Annotated in this window: 12 protein-coding genes; 3 read left to right on the top strand and 9 right to left on the bottom strand. The window is 73.6% G+C overall.

What is annotated here, in order from left to right; translation table 11 throughout:
- Nucleotides 1–31: 31 nt before the first annotated feature.
- From ACZ5WG_RS14855 to ACZ5WG_RS14845, 3 genes are all read right to left on the bottom strand, one after another.
- On the bottom strand, nt 32–2,062 hold the full coding sequence (locus ACZ5WG_RS14855; RefSeq protein ID WP_468723254.1) for a TOMM precursor leader peptide-binding protein: 2,031 nt from the start codon (nt 2,060–2,062) through the stop codon (nt 32–34).
- Complete coding sequence (locus ACZ5WG_RS14850) at nt 2,052–4,283, bottom strand: TOMM precursor leader peptide-binding protein (RefSeq protein ID WP_468723253.1); 2,232 nt, start codon at nt 4,281–4,283, stop codon at nt 2,052–2,054. The genes ACZ5WG_RS14855 and ACZ5WG_RS14850 overlap by 11 nt, the downstream gene beginning before the upstream one ends.
- 77 nt (nt 4,284–4,360) lie before the next feature.
- Entirely contained in the window at nt 4,361–6,172 is a 1,812-nt protein-coding gene (locus ACZ5WG_RS14845) for an AfsR/SARP family transcriptional regulator (RefSeq protein WP_468723251.1), read from the bottom strand.
- Nucleotides 6,173–6,388: 216 nt separating this feature from the next.
- On the opposite strand from ACZ5WG_RS14845, the gene ACZ5WG_RS14840 reads away from it, so the two are divergent.
- The 3 genes from ACZ5WG_RS14840 (at nt 6,389) to ACZ5WG_RS14830 (ending at nt 8,956) form a co-directional block, all read left to right on the top strand.
- Complete coding sequence (locus ACZ5WG_RS14840) at nt 6,389–7,282, top strand: NADPH-dependent F420 reductase (RefSeq protein WP_468723249.1); 894 nt, start codon at nt 6,389–6,391, stop codon at nt 7,280–7,282.
- 195 nt (nt 7,283–7,477) lie between these two features.
- On the top strand, nt 7,478–8,212 hold the full coding sequence (locus ACZ5WG_RS14835) for a hypothetical protein (RefSeq protein ID WP_468723247.1): 735 nt from the start codon (nt 7,478–7,480) through the stop codon (nt 8,210–8,212).
- Nucleotides 8,213–8,359: 147 nt separating this feature from the next.
- Nucleotides 8,360–8,956: a HutD/Ves family protein gene (locus ACZ5WG_RS14830; protein ID WP_468723246.1), complete on the top strand. Its 597-nt coding sequence runs from the start codon at nt 8,360–8,362 to the stop codon at nt 8,954–8,956.
- Here ACZ5WG_RS14830 and ACZ5WG_RS14825 read toward each other — a convergent pair.
- From ACZ5WG_RS14825 to ACZ5WG_RS14800, 6 genes are all read right to left on the bottom strand, one after another.
- On the bottom strand, nt 8,928–10,346 hold the full coding sequence (locus ACZ5WG_RS14825) for a GH1 family beta-glucosidase (protein ID WP_468723245.1): 1,419 nt from the start codon (nt 10,344–10,346) through the stop codon (nt 8,928–8,930). The genes ACZ5WG_RS14830 and ACZ5WG_RS14825 overlap by 29 nt on opposite strands.
- A 42-nt stretch (nt 10,347–10,388) precedes the next feature.
- Nucleotides 10,389–11,222, bottom strand: coding sequence for a carbohydrate ABC transporter permease (locus ACZ5WG_RS14820; RefSeq protein WP_468723243.1), 834 nt, complete (start codon nt 11,220–11,222; stop codon nt 10,389–10,391).
- Nucleotides 11,219–12,202, bottom strand: a complete 984-nt coding sequence (locus tag ACZ5WG_RS14815; RefSeq protein ID WP_468723242.1) for a carbohydrate ABC transporter permease — start codon at nt 12,200–12,202, stop codon at nt 11,219–11,221. The genes ACZ5WG_RS14820 and ACZ5WG_RS14815 overlap by 4 nt, the downstream gene beginning before the upstream one ends.
- The gene (locus tag ACZ5WG_RS14810) at nt 12,189–13,502 is read right to left on the bottom strand and encodes an ABC transporter substrate-binding protein (protein ID WP_468723241.1); all 1,314 of its coding nucleotides are present in this window, start codon (nt 13,500–13,502) and stop codon (nt 12,189–12,191) included. The genes ACZ5WG_RS14815 and ACZ5WG_RS14810 overlap by 14 nt, the downstream gene beginning before the upstream one ends.
- Before the next feature lie 236 nt (nt 13,503–13,738).
- Entirely contained in the window at nt 13,739–14,782 is a 1,044-nt protein-coding gene (locus ACZ5WG_RS14805; protein ID WP_468723240.1) for a LacI family DNA-binding transcriptional regulator, read from the bottom strand.
- A 101-nt stretch (nt 14,783–14,883) separates the two neighbouring features.
- Nucleotides 14,884–16,104: a glycoside hydrolase family 64 protein gene (locus tag ACZ5WG_RS14800; RefSeq protein ID WP_468723238.1), complete on the bottom strand. Its 1,221-nt coding sequence runs from the start codon at nt 16,102–16,104 to the stop codon at nt 14,884–14,886.
- Nucleotides 16,105–16,132: the final 28 nt, after the last annotated feature.

Below are 16,132 nucleotides of genomic sequence, written 5' to 3'. Positions count from 1 at the left end.
GGTCGGGTCGGACGGACGCGATGGCGGCCGGTCAGGGGAAGGGGTGCGGCGCCGGGTTGAGGTCCTCCGGCTCCAGGTCGCGCTCGCGCAGCCCCGCCGCGCGCAGGGCGGTCCGCAGCCGCGGCATGCCCAGCGCCCGCTGGCGCGACCAGCCGAAGTCGATCGGCAGCAGCCCGGGCACCAGCACGCTCACGGTGTGCAGCCCCAGGACCCGCTGCTCGGGCAGCGTCTGGTCGACCACCACCACGTCGAAGCCCTCGGCGGCCACCGCGCCGACGCACCGCGCCAGGTCCTCGCGTACGTCGTCCGGCGCACCGGCAGCGGCGCCGCCGCCCCAGGTCTCGGGCGGGCGCAGGGCGGAGACCGGCCGCAGCGGCTCCCGGGCCGGGCCGCGCAGCAGGAAGTCCGCGTGCCGGCCCATCTCCGGGACCCCGTACACCAGCGGATGGTCGTGGAGTGCGGTGACCAGGTCGAAGTCGGCGGCCATGGCGCGCAGCCGGGCCTCGTCCCGCTCGGTGCGCCCGGGCAGGTTCACGGCGTCCGTCGCGATCTCGCACAGCGCCGAGTCCAGCGCCGACTCCGGGTCCAGCCCGGCGCCGGCCCCGAAGCACATCCGGCCGGGCCCGCCGTCGAACCGCTCGGCGACGGCGGTCACCACCGGGACGGGGAAGCTGATCCGCGTGTCGAAGAACCGCGCGCGGTACCCGTACAGGGCGAGCCGGTCGACCATCACACGGGTCGAAGTGCGGTCGCTGGTCGCCGGGTCGATCTCGGGCAGCGGCTGTCGCCCGTACCAGGCGAGCAGGAAGGCGTCCCGCTCGACGACCTCCATCAGCCCGAAGTAGACCGCCTCGGCCAGGCTGCCGCCGGTGGCACAGCCGTTGGAGCTCTCCTGTACGAAACGGTTCTCCAGGCCGGGTGCGTGGTAGTACGTCAGCACCTCGGGGACCAGGCGCGGCACCCGGTCGCGCAGCGACCAGCCCCACACCCACGGGATCTCCCGGTCGGGGTCGAACGGCCGCACCCGCGGGTTGTCCTCGTGGAAGCGCGCGCTGTACAGGCCGGCCTCGCGCGGGTCCACGGCGTCCGCGCCGAACTGCGTGAGCGAGCCGCGGACACCGGTCGTCCGGGCCCGGGCGCGCATCCCCGCGTACCGCTCCAGCCCTTCCAGGACCCCGACGCGCGCGCTGCGGTCGAAGGAGTCCGTGTGGCCGCCCCAGAACGTCTCGCGCAGGTACGGGCCGGAGCGCAGCGAGAAGCAGCCGATGGTCGCCGAGGTGGAGGTGGAGGAGATGTCCTGGACGAGCGACGGACCGAGCGCCCCGCACAGCGGATTGGCGAAGGCCGCCACGTCGAGGGCGTACGACTCCACGGACCGGGTACGGAAGGCCCCCGGCCGGTACTTCGGTGCGGGCGGCAGCGGCTCGAGCCTGCGCGGCCCGTCCGCGACGGGCACGGCGCACACCGGGCATTCGGGGTCGGGCACGAGCGGATACCGCCGGACCGCGCCGGTGTCGAGGTCGAGCGACCGGACCTCGGGGAACGGCCGGTGGGCCACTGTGCCGCCCGTGACCGCTGTGACCCCCGTGACCCCCGTGACCCCTGTGATCAGTGCCGCGAGGGCGTCGGCGGCGAAGGCGTGGGCGTGCGGCCACTCGCCGGCCGCCCGGGTGCCGCCGCCCAGCTCCAGGGCGTCCCGCAGCGCCACGGACCGTACGGCCTGCCAGCGCCGTTCCAGACACCGGGCACACCCCGGACCACCCGTGCCGGGGGCCGGGACCGGGCCGATCACGGCCTGGCGGCCGTACAGCCGCACGGGCAGGGCGCCACCGGTCTCCGTGGCGGGCACGGGCTCGGGCACGGCCTCGGGGAGGGGCTCGGGCACGGGCTCGGGCTCGGCGAAGGCGTTGCCCGCCCCGAGTACCGACAGCTCCACCGGCGGCCCGCCGAGCGCGTCCAGCGCCCGGTCCAGCAGGGCCGTGAACCGCTCGGCCGCCCCGGCCCCGAGCACGTCCCGTACGGCGGGATCGGCCCGGACCAGCGAGGGGCCGCTACGCGTCATCGCCGGGCTCCCGGACCGCCGTGAGCAGCACCCGTACGGTGTGGACCCCGGCGGACGCCAGCTCGGGCGCACCCGTCGGGACCAGGTACGCGTCACGCCCGGCGGCGCCCAGCCGCTCCAGCACCTCCGGCCAGCCCACGGACCCCTGCGCCTCGAGGGCCTCTCCGGCCCGGCCCGGGCCGGAGACCGCCAGGGCGCGGGGATCCAGATCGCGCAGCAGCGGATCGCCGGTGTCGGCCGGCCTGCCGCCGCCTGCCCGGTCCCCCTCGTACTGGGCCGCGCCCAGGAGCTCCCGCAGCGCGGCCAGCGCCGCCGTACGCCGGTCCAGGCCGCTGCCGACCGCCCAGCGCTCGGCGGAGCGGGCGAGCAGCACCGTCACCCCGCTCCGGCTGCCCTCGCCGAGGTCGAGGAGCTCCACCGGCAGCTCCAGCCGCTCCGCCGACCGTACGAGGAAGCCGAGTTCGGCGTCCGGGCCGTCCGGGTCCGGCAGCGGCACCGGGATCGCCGGGGTGCCCCGTACGGTGCGCAGCAGCGCGTCGTACGCGAGGGCCGAGAGGAGCCCGGCCGCGGCCGCGTCGGCGGGGGCCGGGCCCGCGCCGGCGCCCGCACAGGTCCGCTCGAAGAGCCGGTCGGCGTTGTGCGGTCCGAAGGGGCGGACGGCGCCGGCCGGGACGAACGCGGGCTGCTTCGTCAGGAGCGAGACGGCCCGCTGGTGGACGGCGGCCCCGCCCGGCAGCCCGGAGGCGACGGCGAGTGCGGCCGGGGCCTCCACGCAGCCGCCGGTCACGAGCCCGCGCGCCGGGACGACGTGCTCGGCGTACACCAGCGCAGCGGCGTCCAGGGCGCGCATCCGGGCGCCCGCGACGTGGTGGATGTCGAACGCGGCGATCGTGCGCGGCCCGTCATGGCCGATGCCCAGCTCGACCACCCCGAGCTTGAGCGGGATCTGCGTGAGCGATTCGTCGGCGAAGCGGGTGAACACCCCGGCGAACGGACGGACGATGGCGGAGCGCCGGTTCAACTCCTCGACAAGTGCGTCCGCTTCGCGTGCGGTGTCCAGCGTCGGCAGCTCCGGGGTGCCCGAGGCGCCGGCCGCGGCCAGGTCGACCGGCAGCACGGCCACCGGGTCGCCGGCCGCGTCGACGTGGCCGTCCCCGGCGCAGAACGGGCAGCGCGGGTGCGGGAACAGCGGCTCGGCGGTGACGTCCAGCGACTCCATGTCCTGGACGACCAGCCGGCCGGAGGTCTCCGCGGGCAGGGCGCCCGTGGCCGCGCGGAAGACCTCGTACCCGAGCAGATTGCCGATCATCGCGGCCAGCGGCCGGCCCGGCTGCGGACCGGCGGGCACGGCCCCGGTGCCCGGCAGGGCCAGCGTGCTCCAGAGGTCGGCGGCGGCCCCGGAGCCGGAGCGGGCGGAGCCCAGTCGCAGCGCCGCACAGGCCCAGCAGCCCTCGGTGCCCGAGACCATCAGCGGGCCGACGACGGCGTCGGAGCCGTACGTCCAGGCCGGGAGCAGGGTGCGGCCCTCGGGTATGGCGGCCCGCAGCAGGGGGAGCAGCCGGGCGGGGGCCGCCCGGCCCCCGGTGACCACGACGAAGTCGAACCCGTCCAGCTCCGCCCATCCGCAGGGCTCCCCGGCCGCGGCCAGGGTGCGTATCTCCACCGGGCAGCCGTCGGCGCGCGCCTGCGCCGCATCGTTCTCGACGAGGTCCGGGTCCGTGCCGGGCAGCACACCGACGACCGCACAGCCGTTGCGGACCAGGCTCAGGGCGCACCAGAGGGCCACGGAGTCCTCGCCGAGGACGGCGACCCGGGTGTCGCGGAAGCGCAGGAACCGGGCCTCGGCGTCGTCGGCGTAGTGGTCCACGTACGCGATCTGCGGCGCGAACCGCCGCGCCACGTCCGGCGGGGGCACCGGGCCGGCGGGGGTCCCCGGGTCCGGGACGGAGCGGGCGAAGTCCCGTTCGTACAGCGTCTTGACGAGTTCGCCGACCATCGCACGCTGGGCGTCGCCGAGGCCCTGGCAGAGTTCCGCGACGGAGTGCTCCCCCGTGAGGTGCGGGACGATCAGCGTGGCGAACCGGTACGCAGACCGGGCGGTGAGCCGGAAACCGCCGTCGGAGTTGTGGAACAGCACACCGTCGGGCGTCTCGGTGAACAGCACGTCCCGGCGTATCCGGGGCCGTGACGCGGCGACGGTCTCATAGCTGGCTTGGGACATGGGACACCCCTGGGTGCGGTCGGGCGGAGGGAAACGGAGCGAGGCGAGGCAAGGGGAGGCGCGGCGGACAGGGGAGGTCAACGCCCGACGGGGGCTGCCGCGCGGGCCGGTCCGGGAGCCAGCCAACGCGCGTAGACGAGCAGGAAGGCGTGGAGGCGGTACGGCTTGCCCGGTGGTCCGTCCTCCAGCATCCCGGCGTCCACGAGCTGTTCGAGCTCGGCCTCGGTCCCGGCCTCGGTGAGGGCGGCTTCCGGGCCGAGCGAGCCCAGCCGGAGGAAGGCCTCCCGCAGCCCCGGTGCGAGCGCGCCGACGGCCTGCCCGAACACCTCCGGTACGGAGAGCCGTGGTTCCTCGGCGAGGGCGAGCCGGGCGGGCGGGTCCTCCGCGAGCCAGGCCGCGCAGTCGGCCACGGACAGCCCGGGCCGGGTCAGCAGCCGGCCGGCCGCGATCCGCAGGGCGAGCGGGAAGTGTCCGCAGACCCCGGCGAGTTCGGCGGCCGCCTCCGCCTCGGCGGCGATCCGGTCGGCGCCGACGAGCCCGGCGAGCAGGGCGTACGCCTCGGCGGGCCCGAGGACGTCCAGCCGGTGCACGGAGCCGCCGTGCGTGGCGACGACCGCCGCGAGTCCCCGCCTGCTGGTGACCAGGACGGAGGCCTCCTCGGCCGCGGGGAGCAGCGGCAGCACCTGTCCGGCGCCGGCCGCGTCGTCGAGGACGAGGAGCCGGCGCCCGCCTTCGCCGGGGCCGGGCAGGAGTTCCTGAGCTTCGTCCAGGCCCAGGGGGCTGCCGTCGGGCCGGGTCAGCACGAGGGTGAAGACCCCGCCGGGGAACTCGTCCCGCACCTCGTACGCGCACTGGTGGGCCAGCGCCGACTTCCCGATGCCGGGGGCGCCGGAGACGACGACGAGCCGCGGCCCTTCGGCGGAGGCCAGGCGTGCGGCAATGGCCGCACGGTCGGTCTCCCGTCCGGCGAACCCGGGCACGGGCGATAAGCCCGGACGTCCGGGACGGGTTCTGGGCACACCGCGCCAGCCGCTGTCCGACGCGGGCCCGGCCGGCGGCGGCACTCCCTGTCCTCCCGGCACGGCCGGCGGTGCCCCGGGGGCGGCCGCCCGCGCCGGGGCAGGCCGTGCGCCTGCCGGTCCGGATCCTCCGATCTCCTCGGAGCGCAGGATCGCCAGCTCCAGGCGGCGCAGCCCGGCACCCGGGTCCACGCCGAGCTCGTCGCGCAGCCGGTCCCGTACGGTGCGGTACTCGGCGAGGGCCTCCGCCTGGCGCCCGGTGCGGTAGAGGGCCTCGATCAGCTGCTCGGTGAACCGCTCGCGCACCGGATGCCGGCGGGCGCTCTCGTACAGGTCGACCAGTACCTGATGGCAGTTCCCGGCAGCCAGTTCGAGATCGCAGACCCGCTCCAGCACGCGCAGCCGCTCCTGTTCGAGCGCCGGCGCCGCGTCGCGCTGGAGCATGCGCGAGGCCACGTTGGCCAGCGGTGGCCCGTGCCACAGGGACAGTGCCCCGCGCAGGCGGTACAGCTCCTCGCCTGGGCCCGCGGCGGCCGGCGCCTGAGCCGTCAGGGCGCGGAAGAGTGCGAGATCGAGGGTCTCGGTGTCGTTGTGCATCCGGTATCCGCCGGGCACGGCCTCGATGGTGGTCGTGGATATGCCGTACTTCGTGAATAGCCTGCGCAGCCGCAGTACGCACGTCTGCAACGCGGCGCGTGCGGTGGCGGGCGGTTCCTCGTCCCACACCGCACGGAGCAGATAGGTGGTCGAAACCACGACTCCGGGGTGCAACAGAAGAGCCGCCAGAAGGCTGGTGGGTTTGGACGGTTTGAGAACTACGGTTTCCGGGCCGTGCGCAATACTCAACGGCCCCAAAAGCTGGAACCGCATGATGGTCCCTCGTTGTCGGGTCACATATTTCGCGAACGAGCAGGACAGGGGCGGTGGTCGGCCGCGTCTGCTCGCCGTCCCTCGTGGGCGGCGAATGAATGAAACCCTACATAAGGGATCTTGTGAAAGTCGAGTCGTCGTCGGCTTGTTTCCGGTCGTTCCGGCGTTTCTCTTTCCCTTCGTCACTCTGGAGCCTCATGAAGTTACCGCCGGTTCATGGAAATGTTCAGGTGTAAACGAATTTCCCCGTCCGGATGTCATCGGGCGGCAACCGAAGGTGATTTCAGGTCGGCGTGGCTGAAATCCGTGGCCGATTCCGTATGGCCTGGAACCGGCCACTCGAACGGGGGGTCCGCAGACGGGAGGCCCTTACCCGGAATGCGCGGCGGCTGCCGGTGGTTCGGACTCCACGCAGCACCCGACCACCCTGCACGCACTGGAGAGCTCATGAAGATCGGCATCATCGGAGCAGGCAACATCGGCGGCAACCTGACGCGCCGCCTGACCGCGCTCGGACACGAGGTGTCCGTGGCGAACTCCCGAGGCCCCGAGACCCTGTCCGACCTCGCGAAGGAGACGGGAGCCACGCCGGTCACGGTGGCGGAGGCGGCCCGCGGGGCCGAGGTCGTCGTGGTCACCATCCCCCTGAAGAACGTGCCCGAGCTGCCCGCCGGGCTCTTCGACGGGGCGGCGAAAGACTTCGTCGTCATCGAGACCGGGAACTACTACCCGAAGCAGCGCGACGGCCGCATCGCCGAGATCGAGGACGAGGGCCTGACCGAGAGCCGCTGGAGCGAGCGCCACATCGGGCACCCGGTGGTCAAGGCCTTCAACGGAACGTACGCCGAGGACATCCTGGACCGGCACCGCCCGGCCGGGGACCCGGACCGGATGGCCCTCCCGATCGCCGGCGACGACGAGGCGGTGAAGCAGACCGTCCGGGCGCTCATCGACGAACTCGGCTTCGACTCCGTCGACGCGGGCGGCCTCGAGGACTCCTGGCGCCAGCAGCCGGGCACGCCCGTGTACGGGCTGCGGGCGGGGACCGACGCCGTGGTGAAGGCCCTCGCCGAGGCCTCCCCGGTCCGGACGCCGGAGTTCAAGGGCTGACGGCCCACTGCCGGGCGCGGGAGCACGGGTCCGCGGCGCCGGGCCGGGGCGCCGGTCCGGGCTCCCGCGCCCGGTCCGGACTCCGGCTCCGGCCCGGCCGGACAACCGTGACCGAAGCGTCATGCGCCGCGGCCCTGTGCAGGCGGGCCGCCCTTGCTACCGTCCTGCCGTCACAGGAGCCGTAGGAGGGCACCCATGCACGTCAGACCCCGTCTGCTGATCGCCTCGGCGGTACTGGCGGCGCTGTCGGCCGTTCTGACGGCCTGCTCCGGTCACCCGGACACCCCGGCCGCCCCCACCCGGCCGTCGGGCGCCTCGCCCTCGGGCTCGGCGTCGCCGACGGCGACCGGGTCGGCGACCCCGGCCGTGTCCTCACCCGCGCCCACGCCCACCTCCACTCCCACGTCCCCGGCGACGCCCGCGAAGACGCCGACCGCATCGGCGGCCCCCGCCCCCGCGACCCGGCTGTCCCTGACCGCGGCCGCCGCGGGCGGCCGGCTGAACCTGGTCCGCGGCGGCCCCGCGCAGGAGTTCACGGTCACCGTCCGCAACGGCAACTCCCAGGCCTACCGGCACCTGCTGATCGCCTTCCAGATGGAGCCCCTGGCCGGCGAGCCCGGCGACCTGCCCGGTCCCGCGTCCCCGTACGTACTGGAACGGCGCGACCCGGCCACCGGCACCTGGCGCGCCGTGGACCTGCGCATGGCCACCGACGCCAAGCCGGCCCACTTCTACGAGGGCGGCGCCCCCCTCGCCCGCGACGCCGTCCGCACCGAGCGCTACCGGCTCCGCGCCACCGCCACGGGCCCCAGCGGCAGCAGCCCGCTCATGGTGTACGCGCTCGACACGGACGCAGCCGAGAGCGCCCCGCTCGACTCGGGACGCCCGGGGTACTTCTCGCTGCCGCACACCGCCCGGCGCGTGCTGTAACTCCCGTTCCCACTCCCGTACGCGTCGCGGCGAGCGCGCGTGCCGGGCCCCGTCGGCCGGACGGTACCTTGACGACACGGCCCGAGCGGCCTCCCCGAGGCGGCCCGGCCGCAGGGGCGGTGCGTACCCGACGGAAGGAGCAGTGCCATGACCGGCGGCGACGAGGTCCGGCTCCTGCGCGCGGGCGACCGCGCGGCCGTCGCGTGGAAGAACGGCGGCGGGGTGACCCGGGAGATCGCGGCCTGGCCCGAGGGCGCCGGCATGGCCGGCTTCGGGTGGCGGGTCAGCCTCGCCGAGGTGGCCGCGGACGGGCCCTTCTCGGGCTTCCCCGGCGTCGACCGCACACTGACCCTGGCCGAGGGGGCGGGCATGGACCTCACGGTGGGCGGCGCCCGCCGCCTCGTCGACGAGCGCTACGCGCCGCAGGACTTCCCCGGCGACGCCCCCACCGAGTGCCGTCTCCTCGACGGGCCCGTCGTGAACTTCAACGTGATGTACCGCCGCGACCGCGTGCACGCCGACACCGCGGTCGTACGGGGCGCCCTCGCGCTCACCGCCGCGCCGGGGGAGACCCTGCTGGTGGTCGCGCTCCAGGGCCCGGCAGAACTCGAAGCCGGACCCGCAGCAGGCCCCGTCGCCCTCGGCCCGTACGACGCCGTCCGGATCACCGGCGCCGACACCTGCCGCCTGCGTACCCCGGGGAGGGCGGCGGTGGTCAGGCTGGCAGACCGCCCCGGGCGATGACGTCGGCGTACCAGCGGGCGCTGTCCTTCAGCGTGCGCCGCTGGGTCGCGAAGTCGACGTGGACGAGGCCGAACCGCTTGCTGTAGCCGTACGCCCACTCGAAGTTGTCGAGCAGTGACCATACGAAGTACCCGCGCACATCGACCCCGTCCGCGATCGCCCGGTGCACCGCGGCCAGATGGCCGTGCAGGTAGTCGATCCGCTCCGGGTCGTGCACATCGCCCTCGGGGTCGGCGTAGTCCACGTACGCCGCGCCGTTCTCCGTGATCAGCAGCGGTACGCCGGGCAGTTCGCCACGCAGCCGGATCAGCAGCTCGTGCAGGCCGCCCGCGTCCACGGGCCAGTCCATGGCCGTCCGCGGCCCCGGCGCGGGCAGCAGGCGCACGTGTGCTTCGGCGCCCACCCATGGCGAGGGCCCGGCGGAGGGCTCCGGATCCCCCGGCTCGGCGGCCGCGACCACCGTCGGGGAGTAGTAGTTGAGGCCCAGCCAGTCGATCGGCGCTGCGGCGGAGGCCAGATCGCCGTCCCGGACGAAGGACCAGTCGGTCACCCCCGCGGTGTCGCGGACCAGGTCCTCCGGGAGGCGCCCGTGGAAGACCGGGTCGAGGAAGATCCTGTTGCCCACCGCGTCGATCCGGCGCACCGCGTCCAGATCGGCGGCGGAGCGCGTCAGCGGCCGCAGCGCGTGCAGGTTCAGCGTCAGCGAGACCTCGGCCGACCGGGGGAGGACGGCGCGCAGCGCCGCCACGCCCAGGCCGTGGGCCAGGTTGAAGTGGTGCGCTGCCCGCAGCGCGGACGCCGGCTCGGTGCGGCCCGGGGCGTGCACCCCGGACGCGTAGCCGAGGAAGGCCGCGCACCAGGGCTCGTTGAACGTGGTCCAGTCGGCGACCCGGTCGCCGAGGGCCCCGGCCACGAGGCCCGCGTACTCGGCGAACCGCTCGGCGGTCTCCCGCCGTGGCCAGCCCCCCAGGTCTTCGAGCTCCTGCGGCAGGTCCCAGTGGTAGAGGGTGGCGACCGGCCGGATCCCGGCCGCCAGCAGCTCGTCGACGAGCCGCCGGTAGAAGTCCAGGCCCTGCTGGACGGCGGGTCCCCGGCCGGTGGGCTGGACCCGCGGCCAGGCCACCGAGAAGCGGTAGTCGCTCACGCCGAGCCGTCGGAGCAGGGCCACGTCCTCGGTCATGCGGTGGTAGTGGTCGGCGGCCGTGTCCCCGGTGTCGCCGTTGCGGACCTTGCCGGGGGTGCGGCTGAAGGTGTCCCAGATGGAGGGCGTCCGGCCGTACAGGGCGGCCGCGCCCTCGATCTGGTACGCGGCGGTGGCCGTGCCCCAGCGAAAGCCGGCCGGGAAGGAGAGGTCCGTCTTCGTGACGGGAGACGCGTCGAGCGTGGTCATGGGAAGACTCCAGGAAGGTGAGGGGAAGGCCGGGCGGCCGCGTCAGCCCTTGACCGCGCCCTGCATGATGCCGCCGACGATCTGCCGGCCGAGCAGTCCGAAGACGAGCAGCACGGGCAGCGTGCCGAGCAGGGTGCCCGCCATGATCACGGACTGGTCGTGGACGTACCCGCCGCCCAGCTGGCGCAGCGCGACCTGGACGGTCGGCTCCTGCGAGGACAGTGCGACGATCGGCCAGAAGAAGTCGTTCCAGGCCGTCATGAAGGTGAGCAGGCCCAGGACCGCCATGGCCGGGCGGGCGATCGGCACGACGATCGACCAGAAGATCCGGGCGTGCGAGGCCCCGTCCACGCGGGCCGCCTCGATCAGCTCGTCCGGAAGCGACTGCACCAGGAACTGCCGCATGAAGAACACGCCGAACGCCGAGACCAGCCCGGGCAGCACGACGGCCTGCAGCTCGTTCACCCAGTGCAGTCTGACGATCAGCATGAACAGCGGGATCACCCCGAGCTGCGGTGGGATCATCATCGAGGCGACCACGGCGCCGAGCAGCGCCCCGCGGCCCCGGAACCGCAGTTTGGCGAAGGCGAACCCGGCCAGCGTGGAGCACAGCACCGTGCCGACGGTGATCGCCCCCGAGACGATGAGCGAGTTCAGCAGCGCCGTGCCGATCGCCGCCTCGTCCAGGACGGCCTGCAGGTTGTCCAGGAGCCGCGGGCCGGGCAGCAACGCCGGTACGGGTTGCGCCAGTTCGGCGTTGGATCGGCTCGCGGCGACGAGGGTCCAGTACAGCGGGAAGGCCGAGACCAGCACCGCGCAGATCAGGACCGCGTACGTCAGCCTTCCGCCGCGCCGGGCGGAGACGTGCGCGCTCATCGGCCGGCCTCCTTGAGGGAACGGCGGCGCACGGCCAGGGCGTTGGCCCCGACCAGCACCACGATCAGCAGGAACATCACCCAGGCGATGGCCGCCGCCCGGCCCAGGTGGAAGAAGCCCCAGCCCTGCTCGTACATGTACAGGCCGAGGGTCTGGTACTGGTGCGAGATGCCGCCGGACGTCGACCCCTCGAACAGCAGCGGCTCGCCGAACAGCTGGGTGGCGCCGATCGTCGAGACGATCGAGGTGAAGACGATCGTGGGCCGCAGCCCCGGCAGTGTCACGTGCAGGAACTGCCGCAGGCGGGAGGCCCCGTCGACCTCGGCCGCCTCGTACAGCTCGGTCGGGATCGTCTGCATGCCCGCCAGGTAGATCAGCGCGTTGTAGCCGGTCCAGCGCCAGACCACGATGGACGAGACGGCGAACTGGGAGGCCGCCGTACCGTTCTGCCAGTCGACCGGGTGGATGCCCACCAGATCCAACAGGCGGTTCACGAGCCCGAAATCGTGCCCGAAGAGCTGCGCGAAGATCAGCGACGCCGCGGCGACCGAGGTCGCGTACGGCAGCAGCAACGCGGTGCGGAAGAACGTGCGGGCGCGGAGCCGGTAGTTGAGCAGGTGGGCCAGGCCCAGCGCCATCAGCAGCTGGGGCACCGTGGACAGGAGGCCGATGGTGAACGTGTTGCGCAGCGCCGTCCAGAAGAACGGGTCGGTGAGCAGCGCCGTGTAGTTGCCGAGACCGCGCCACTCCAGTTCGCCGGGGGCCTGCAGTTCGGCGCGGTAGAGGGAGACGTACGCCGTGTAGAGCAGCGGGAAGATCCCGAACGCGGCGAACAGGGTGAAGAAGGGGGCGAGGAAGGCGTACGGGGACAGCGCGGCCGGCCGGGCGCGCCGCCGGGGCGGCGGGGCCGGCGGCGCCGGCGGTGCGAGGGGCGCGGGCGCGGGCGGCGCCGGCGTCGCGAGCGGCTCAGCCGAGGGCATTCTTGACGGCCTTCTTCGCGTTCGACCAGGCCGTCTCGGGAGCCGTGCCCTTCCGCTCGACCTCGCTGAGCGCGTTGTTGATCTGGTCGGCGATGTCCTTGTCGTGGAGGCCGAGCACCTGGACGGGGGCCTGCCCGGCGGCGTCACCGAAGATCCGGCCGATCGGCGCGTCGGAGAAGTAGGGGTCCTTGGCGTCGGCTATCTGGCTGATGGACTTGGTGGCGGAGGGGAAGTTGCCCTGCTTGCGGAAGACCTTGGTCTGCTGCTCGGGCGCGGTGAGCCATTTGATCAGCTCGTACGCCTCCTTCTTGTGCTTGGCGGCGCTCGGGACCGCCAGGTAGGAGCCGCCCCAGTTGCCCGCGCCGCCGGGCAGCTTCGCGACGTCCCACTTGCCCTGGCCCGCGTCCCCGGCCTGGCCCTTGATGTAGCCGAGCATCCAGGCGGGGCAGGGCAGGGTGGCGAAGGAGCCGGAGGCGAACGCCTGGTTCCACGGCGGCGACCACTGGTCCAGCTTGGCGCTGAGCCCGTCCGCGGCGGCCTTGACCGAGGCGTCCCAGGCGGCCTTCACGGCGGGGCTGTTCTCGTAGACCAGAGCGCCCGAGGCGTCGTAGTAGCGCTCCTTCTGCTGGCCGACCATGATCGCGTTCAGGCTGCCCACGCTGTCGAGCCAGGCGCTGCCGGCCGGCGCCTTCTCCTTGTACTGGCGGCCGAGTTCGAGGTATCCGTCCCAGGTGGCCCACCGCGCTGCCAGTTCGGTGCGGTCGGTGGGCAGCCCGGCGGCCTGGAACAGGTCGCGGCGATAACACATGGCCTCGGGGCCGACATCGGTGCCCAGGCCCAGCACCTTGCCCTCCTTGGTGGTCGCGCCGGACCACTTGGCGGGGGCGAACTCCTCCTTGAGCGCCCCGGCCCCGTACTGGTTCAGGTCCACGAACTTGCCTGCCTGCTGCTGGGTGACCGAGGCGATGCGGCCCACCTCGACGGCCTGGACGTCGGCCAGGCCGCCGCCGCCCGCGAGGCGGGTCTGGAGCGACTTCCAGTAGTCCTGCTCGTCCTCGGTGTCGGTCTGCTTGATCTTGACGTTGGGGTGGAGCTGCTCGTACTCGGCGTAGAGCCCGGACTCCTGGTAGCCGAACGCGCCGAACAGGTCGACGGCGAGCGTGACCTCGCCTCCTGCGGCGTTGCCGGAGGAGGTACCGCCCGACCCGGACCCGGATCCGCAGGCGGCCAGGAGGACGCCCGTGAGCGCGACGGCGCCGAGTCGGATCACGGCTCTGGGGGCGGTTCGGGGGATGGACATGGGGCAGCCTCCTTGGCCTGGACGGGCAGGGTGCGGGGGTGGGAGTGCGCCAGCGTTGAGAGCGCTCTCAGAGCGCGACTGGAGCGTGCACCCGCAGCCCATGCCCCGTCAAGAGTTGTACGCACAACAGCACGTCTTCGTCCACAATCACCCCTGCAGCACGACGAGTTCACGCCGCATCGGCCCGGCGGATCGGGCGGACGGGGAGATCGCGCGGATCGCGCGGATCACGCGGATCACGCGGAGGCGCGCCGTACCAGCGCCGTCGCAGTGACCACCGAGGCGGGCACGCTGTGCTCGCCCTGGACCTTGTTCAGGGTGCGCAACAGCAACCGGGCCATCAGACGCCCCATGCCCTCGATGTCCTGGCGCACGGTCGTCAGCGGCGGATCGGCGGTCTCCGCCACCAGTTCGGCATCGTCGAAGCCGACCAGCGCCACGTCCCCGGGCACGGCGAGGCCGCGCTCCCGCAGCACCCGCAGGGCGCCCGTCGCCAGCAGGTCGTTCGCCGCGAACACCGCGTCGAGGTCCGGGCAGCGCTCCAGCAGGCTGGCCATCGCGCGGGCCCCGCCCTCCGCGGTGAAATCCCCCTCCTCGATCAGCGCCGGATCGGCGTCGAGCAGCACGTCCCGGTAGCCGTCGAGCCGGTCCACCGCCGAGGTCTGGTCCAGCGGGCCCGCGATGTGCGCGATCCGCTGCCGGCCCTGTTCCAGCAGGTACCGTACGGCCTCGCGGGCGCCGCCGCGGTTGTCCGCGTCGACGTACGCGACACCGCCGTGCTCCCCGGACCCGGCGGTCCAGCCCGGCCGGCCGCCGTAGACCGTGGGCATCCCGATGCGGCGGGTGATCGCGGGCAGCGGGTCGTCGGTGTGCAGCGAGAAGGCGAGCGCCCCGTCCACGTGACCGCCGGCCAGGTAGCGCTCGATACGGTCGTAGTCCCCCCGGTCCTCCACCAGAAGCAGAACCAACTGTGTGTCGTGCGCGGTCAGTTCCTTGCTGATGCCGCGGATCTGCCGGGAGAAGAAGGGGTCGGAGAAGATCCGGATCTCCGGCTCGGCGATGATCACCGCGACGGCCCCGGTACGCCGCGTCACGAGGGTGCGGGCCGCGGGATTCGGCACGTACCCGAGCTCCCGTACGGCCTCGCGGACCTTCTCCACCAGATGGGCGCGGACGCCCTCGCCGCCGTTGACGACGCGGGACGCGGTGGCCCGGGACACCCCGGCGCGCTCCGCCACGGCCTCCAGGGTGGGCCGGTGACCGGGAAGCTGTTCGGGCACGGGCGCTCCTCCTGCGTGTCCGGGGGCTGTTGGCTCGCCGAACAGCAGGGTAACCCGTGCCGCCGGGAGCCAGAGAGCGCTCCCGGCGGCACGGGTGGCGGTCACCAGCCGATGCCGAGGGTCAGCCCGGTCGGCGGCGCGGCGTTACCGAGGATCTGGACGGAGGACTGGTCGTTGACGTCGTCGTAGGGGAACCCGTAGGCCCGCTTGTTCAGGCCGACGGTGTGGAAGAAGCCGGCGTAGTCGTTCTTCGCCGTCCCGCCGTAGTACGCGGCCGGGGCGTACCAGGCGGTGGTGTCGAGGGCGACACCCCGGTTGAACGCGGCGCAGAACTCCGCGCCGAGCTGCTTCTCGGTGTCGTTGCCCGAGGCCAGCGCCCCCGCACAGGCCATGACGTCCGGCGAAGTGGGCTTGCGGAGCGTGAAGGGGCCCGCGCCGTTCTTGCTGAAGGTCAGGGCGGAGCCGGAGACCCGCCCCGAGAAGGTCTCGCCGAGCCGGGTCAGGGTGAACGGGTGGGCGGTGTAGTAGGACCAGGCCTGGTCGATGGCGGCGGTGAGGTGGTTCTGCTGCGAGCCTCCCGCGAGGAACAGGTTCGAGGAGCGTGGCGCCACGATGCGGTAGCCGTTCTGCAGTGGCTTGAAGGCGGCCCCGACGGAGGCCGCGTACTGCTGCATGACCTCGGCACGGGTCCGGGTGATGCCCCGGGTGGTGTCGTAGCCGCTGGAGGTCTGGCGCAGCCGCGAGGTCATCGGGAAGCCGAACTGGTCGACCTGGGTGGTGTTCCCGCCGAAGGCGACCTGGCCCTGCACGTAGGTGTACTCGTACCAGTCGTAGTACACATCGCTGTTCGGGTCGCTGGGATTGCGCAGGTCGGGGCCGCCCCAGCCCTGGTCGTCTGGGGAGACCGGGAGGTAGAGGGGCGAGCCGAGGGAGATGTAGATCCGGCCCCCGCGGATCGATGCCGGGGAGGGCACCGTCCCGCCCGCCTGGGCCAGCGTGAAGGACATGTTGGGGTAGTTGACGCCCTTCTTGACCAGATGGCCCGGCGCGGTGGCGTCGAGGTGGTTGATGTGGGCCATGGAGCCGTCCGGCTTCATGTACGACCACTGGCCCGGGATCACCTGGCCGAGCACGGTGACGAAGATCTGTGAATCGGCGTAGGTGCCGCGGGTGTTGTTCTGGAAGGTGATCGGGAAGCTCCCGGGCCCGGCCTGCACGTGGTTCGCCACGGCTCGGGCCGGGGCCGGGGCCGGCAGGACGAACCCCAGCAGGGCGATCAGCGCGGCCAGCGCGGTCAGCGGGAGCCGTTGTCGGGTGTTCATGGGCGTCTCCTCGGTCAGCTCGGTCCGG

It is taken from the genome of Streptomyces sp. NPDC032745 (assembly GCF_055579465.1).
The sequence above is the reverse complement of the archived record's forward strand: the minus strand, read 5'-3'. Positions and strand labels throughout refer to the sequence as shown.

What these genes read in the sequence shown, in the direction of transcription:
- ACZ5WG_RS14845 (WP_468723251.1), bottom strand. Translation starts at nt 6,172, where the DNA reads ATGCGGTTCCAGCTTTTGGGGCCGTTGAGTATTGCGCACGGCCCGGAA.
- ACZ5WG_RS14855 (WP_468723254.1), bottom strand. Translation starts at nt 2,062, where the DNA reads ATGACGCGTAGCGGCCCCTCGCTGGTCCGGGCCGATCCCGCCGTACGG.
- ACZ5WG_RS14850 (WP_468723253.1), bottom strand. Translation starts at nt 4,283, where the DNA reads ATGTCCCAAGCCAGCTATGAGACCGTCGCCGCGTCACGGCCCCGGATA.
- ACZ5WG_RS14820 (WP_468723243.1), bottom strand. Translation starts at nt 11,222, where the DNA reads ATGAGCGCGCACGTCTCCGCCCGGCGCGGCGGAAGGCTGACGTACGCG.
- ACZ5WG_RS14830 (WP_468723246.1), top strand. Translation starts at nt 8,360, where the DNA reads ATGACCGGCGGCGACGAGGTCCGGCTCCTGCGCGCGGGCGACCGCGCG.
- ACZ5WG_RS14800 (WP_468723238.1), bottom strand. Translation starts at nt 16,104, where the DNA reads ATGAACACCCGACAACGGCTCCCGCTGACCGCGCTGGCCGCGCTGATC.
- ACZ5WG_RS14840 (WP_468723249.1), top strand. Translation starts at nt 6,389, where the DNA reads ATGGAAATGTTCAGGTGTAAACGAATTTCCCCGTCCGGATGTCATCGG.
- ACZ5WG_RS14810 (WP_468723241.1), bottom strand. Translation starts at nt 13,502, where the DNA reads ATGTCCATCCCCCGAACCGCCCCCAGAGCCGTGATCCGACTCGGCGCC.
- ACZ5WG_RS14815 (WP_468723242.1), bottom strand. Translation starts at nt 12,202, where the DNA reads ATGCCCTCGGCTGAGCCGCTCGCGACGCCGGCGCCGCCCGCGCCCGCG.
- ACZ5WG_RS14835 (WP_468723247.1), top strand. Translation starts at nt 7,478, where the DNA reads ATGCACGTCAGACCCCGTCTGCTGATCGCCTCGGCGGTACTGGCGGCG.
- ACZ5WG_RS14825 (WP_468723245.1), bottom strand. Translation starts at nt 10,346, where the DNA reads ATGACCACGCTCGACGCGTCTCCCGTCACGAAGACGGACCTCTCCTTC.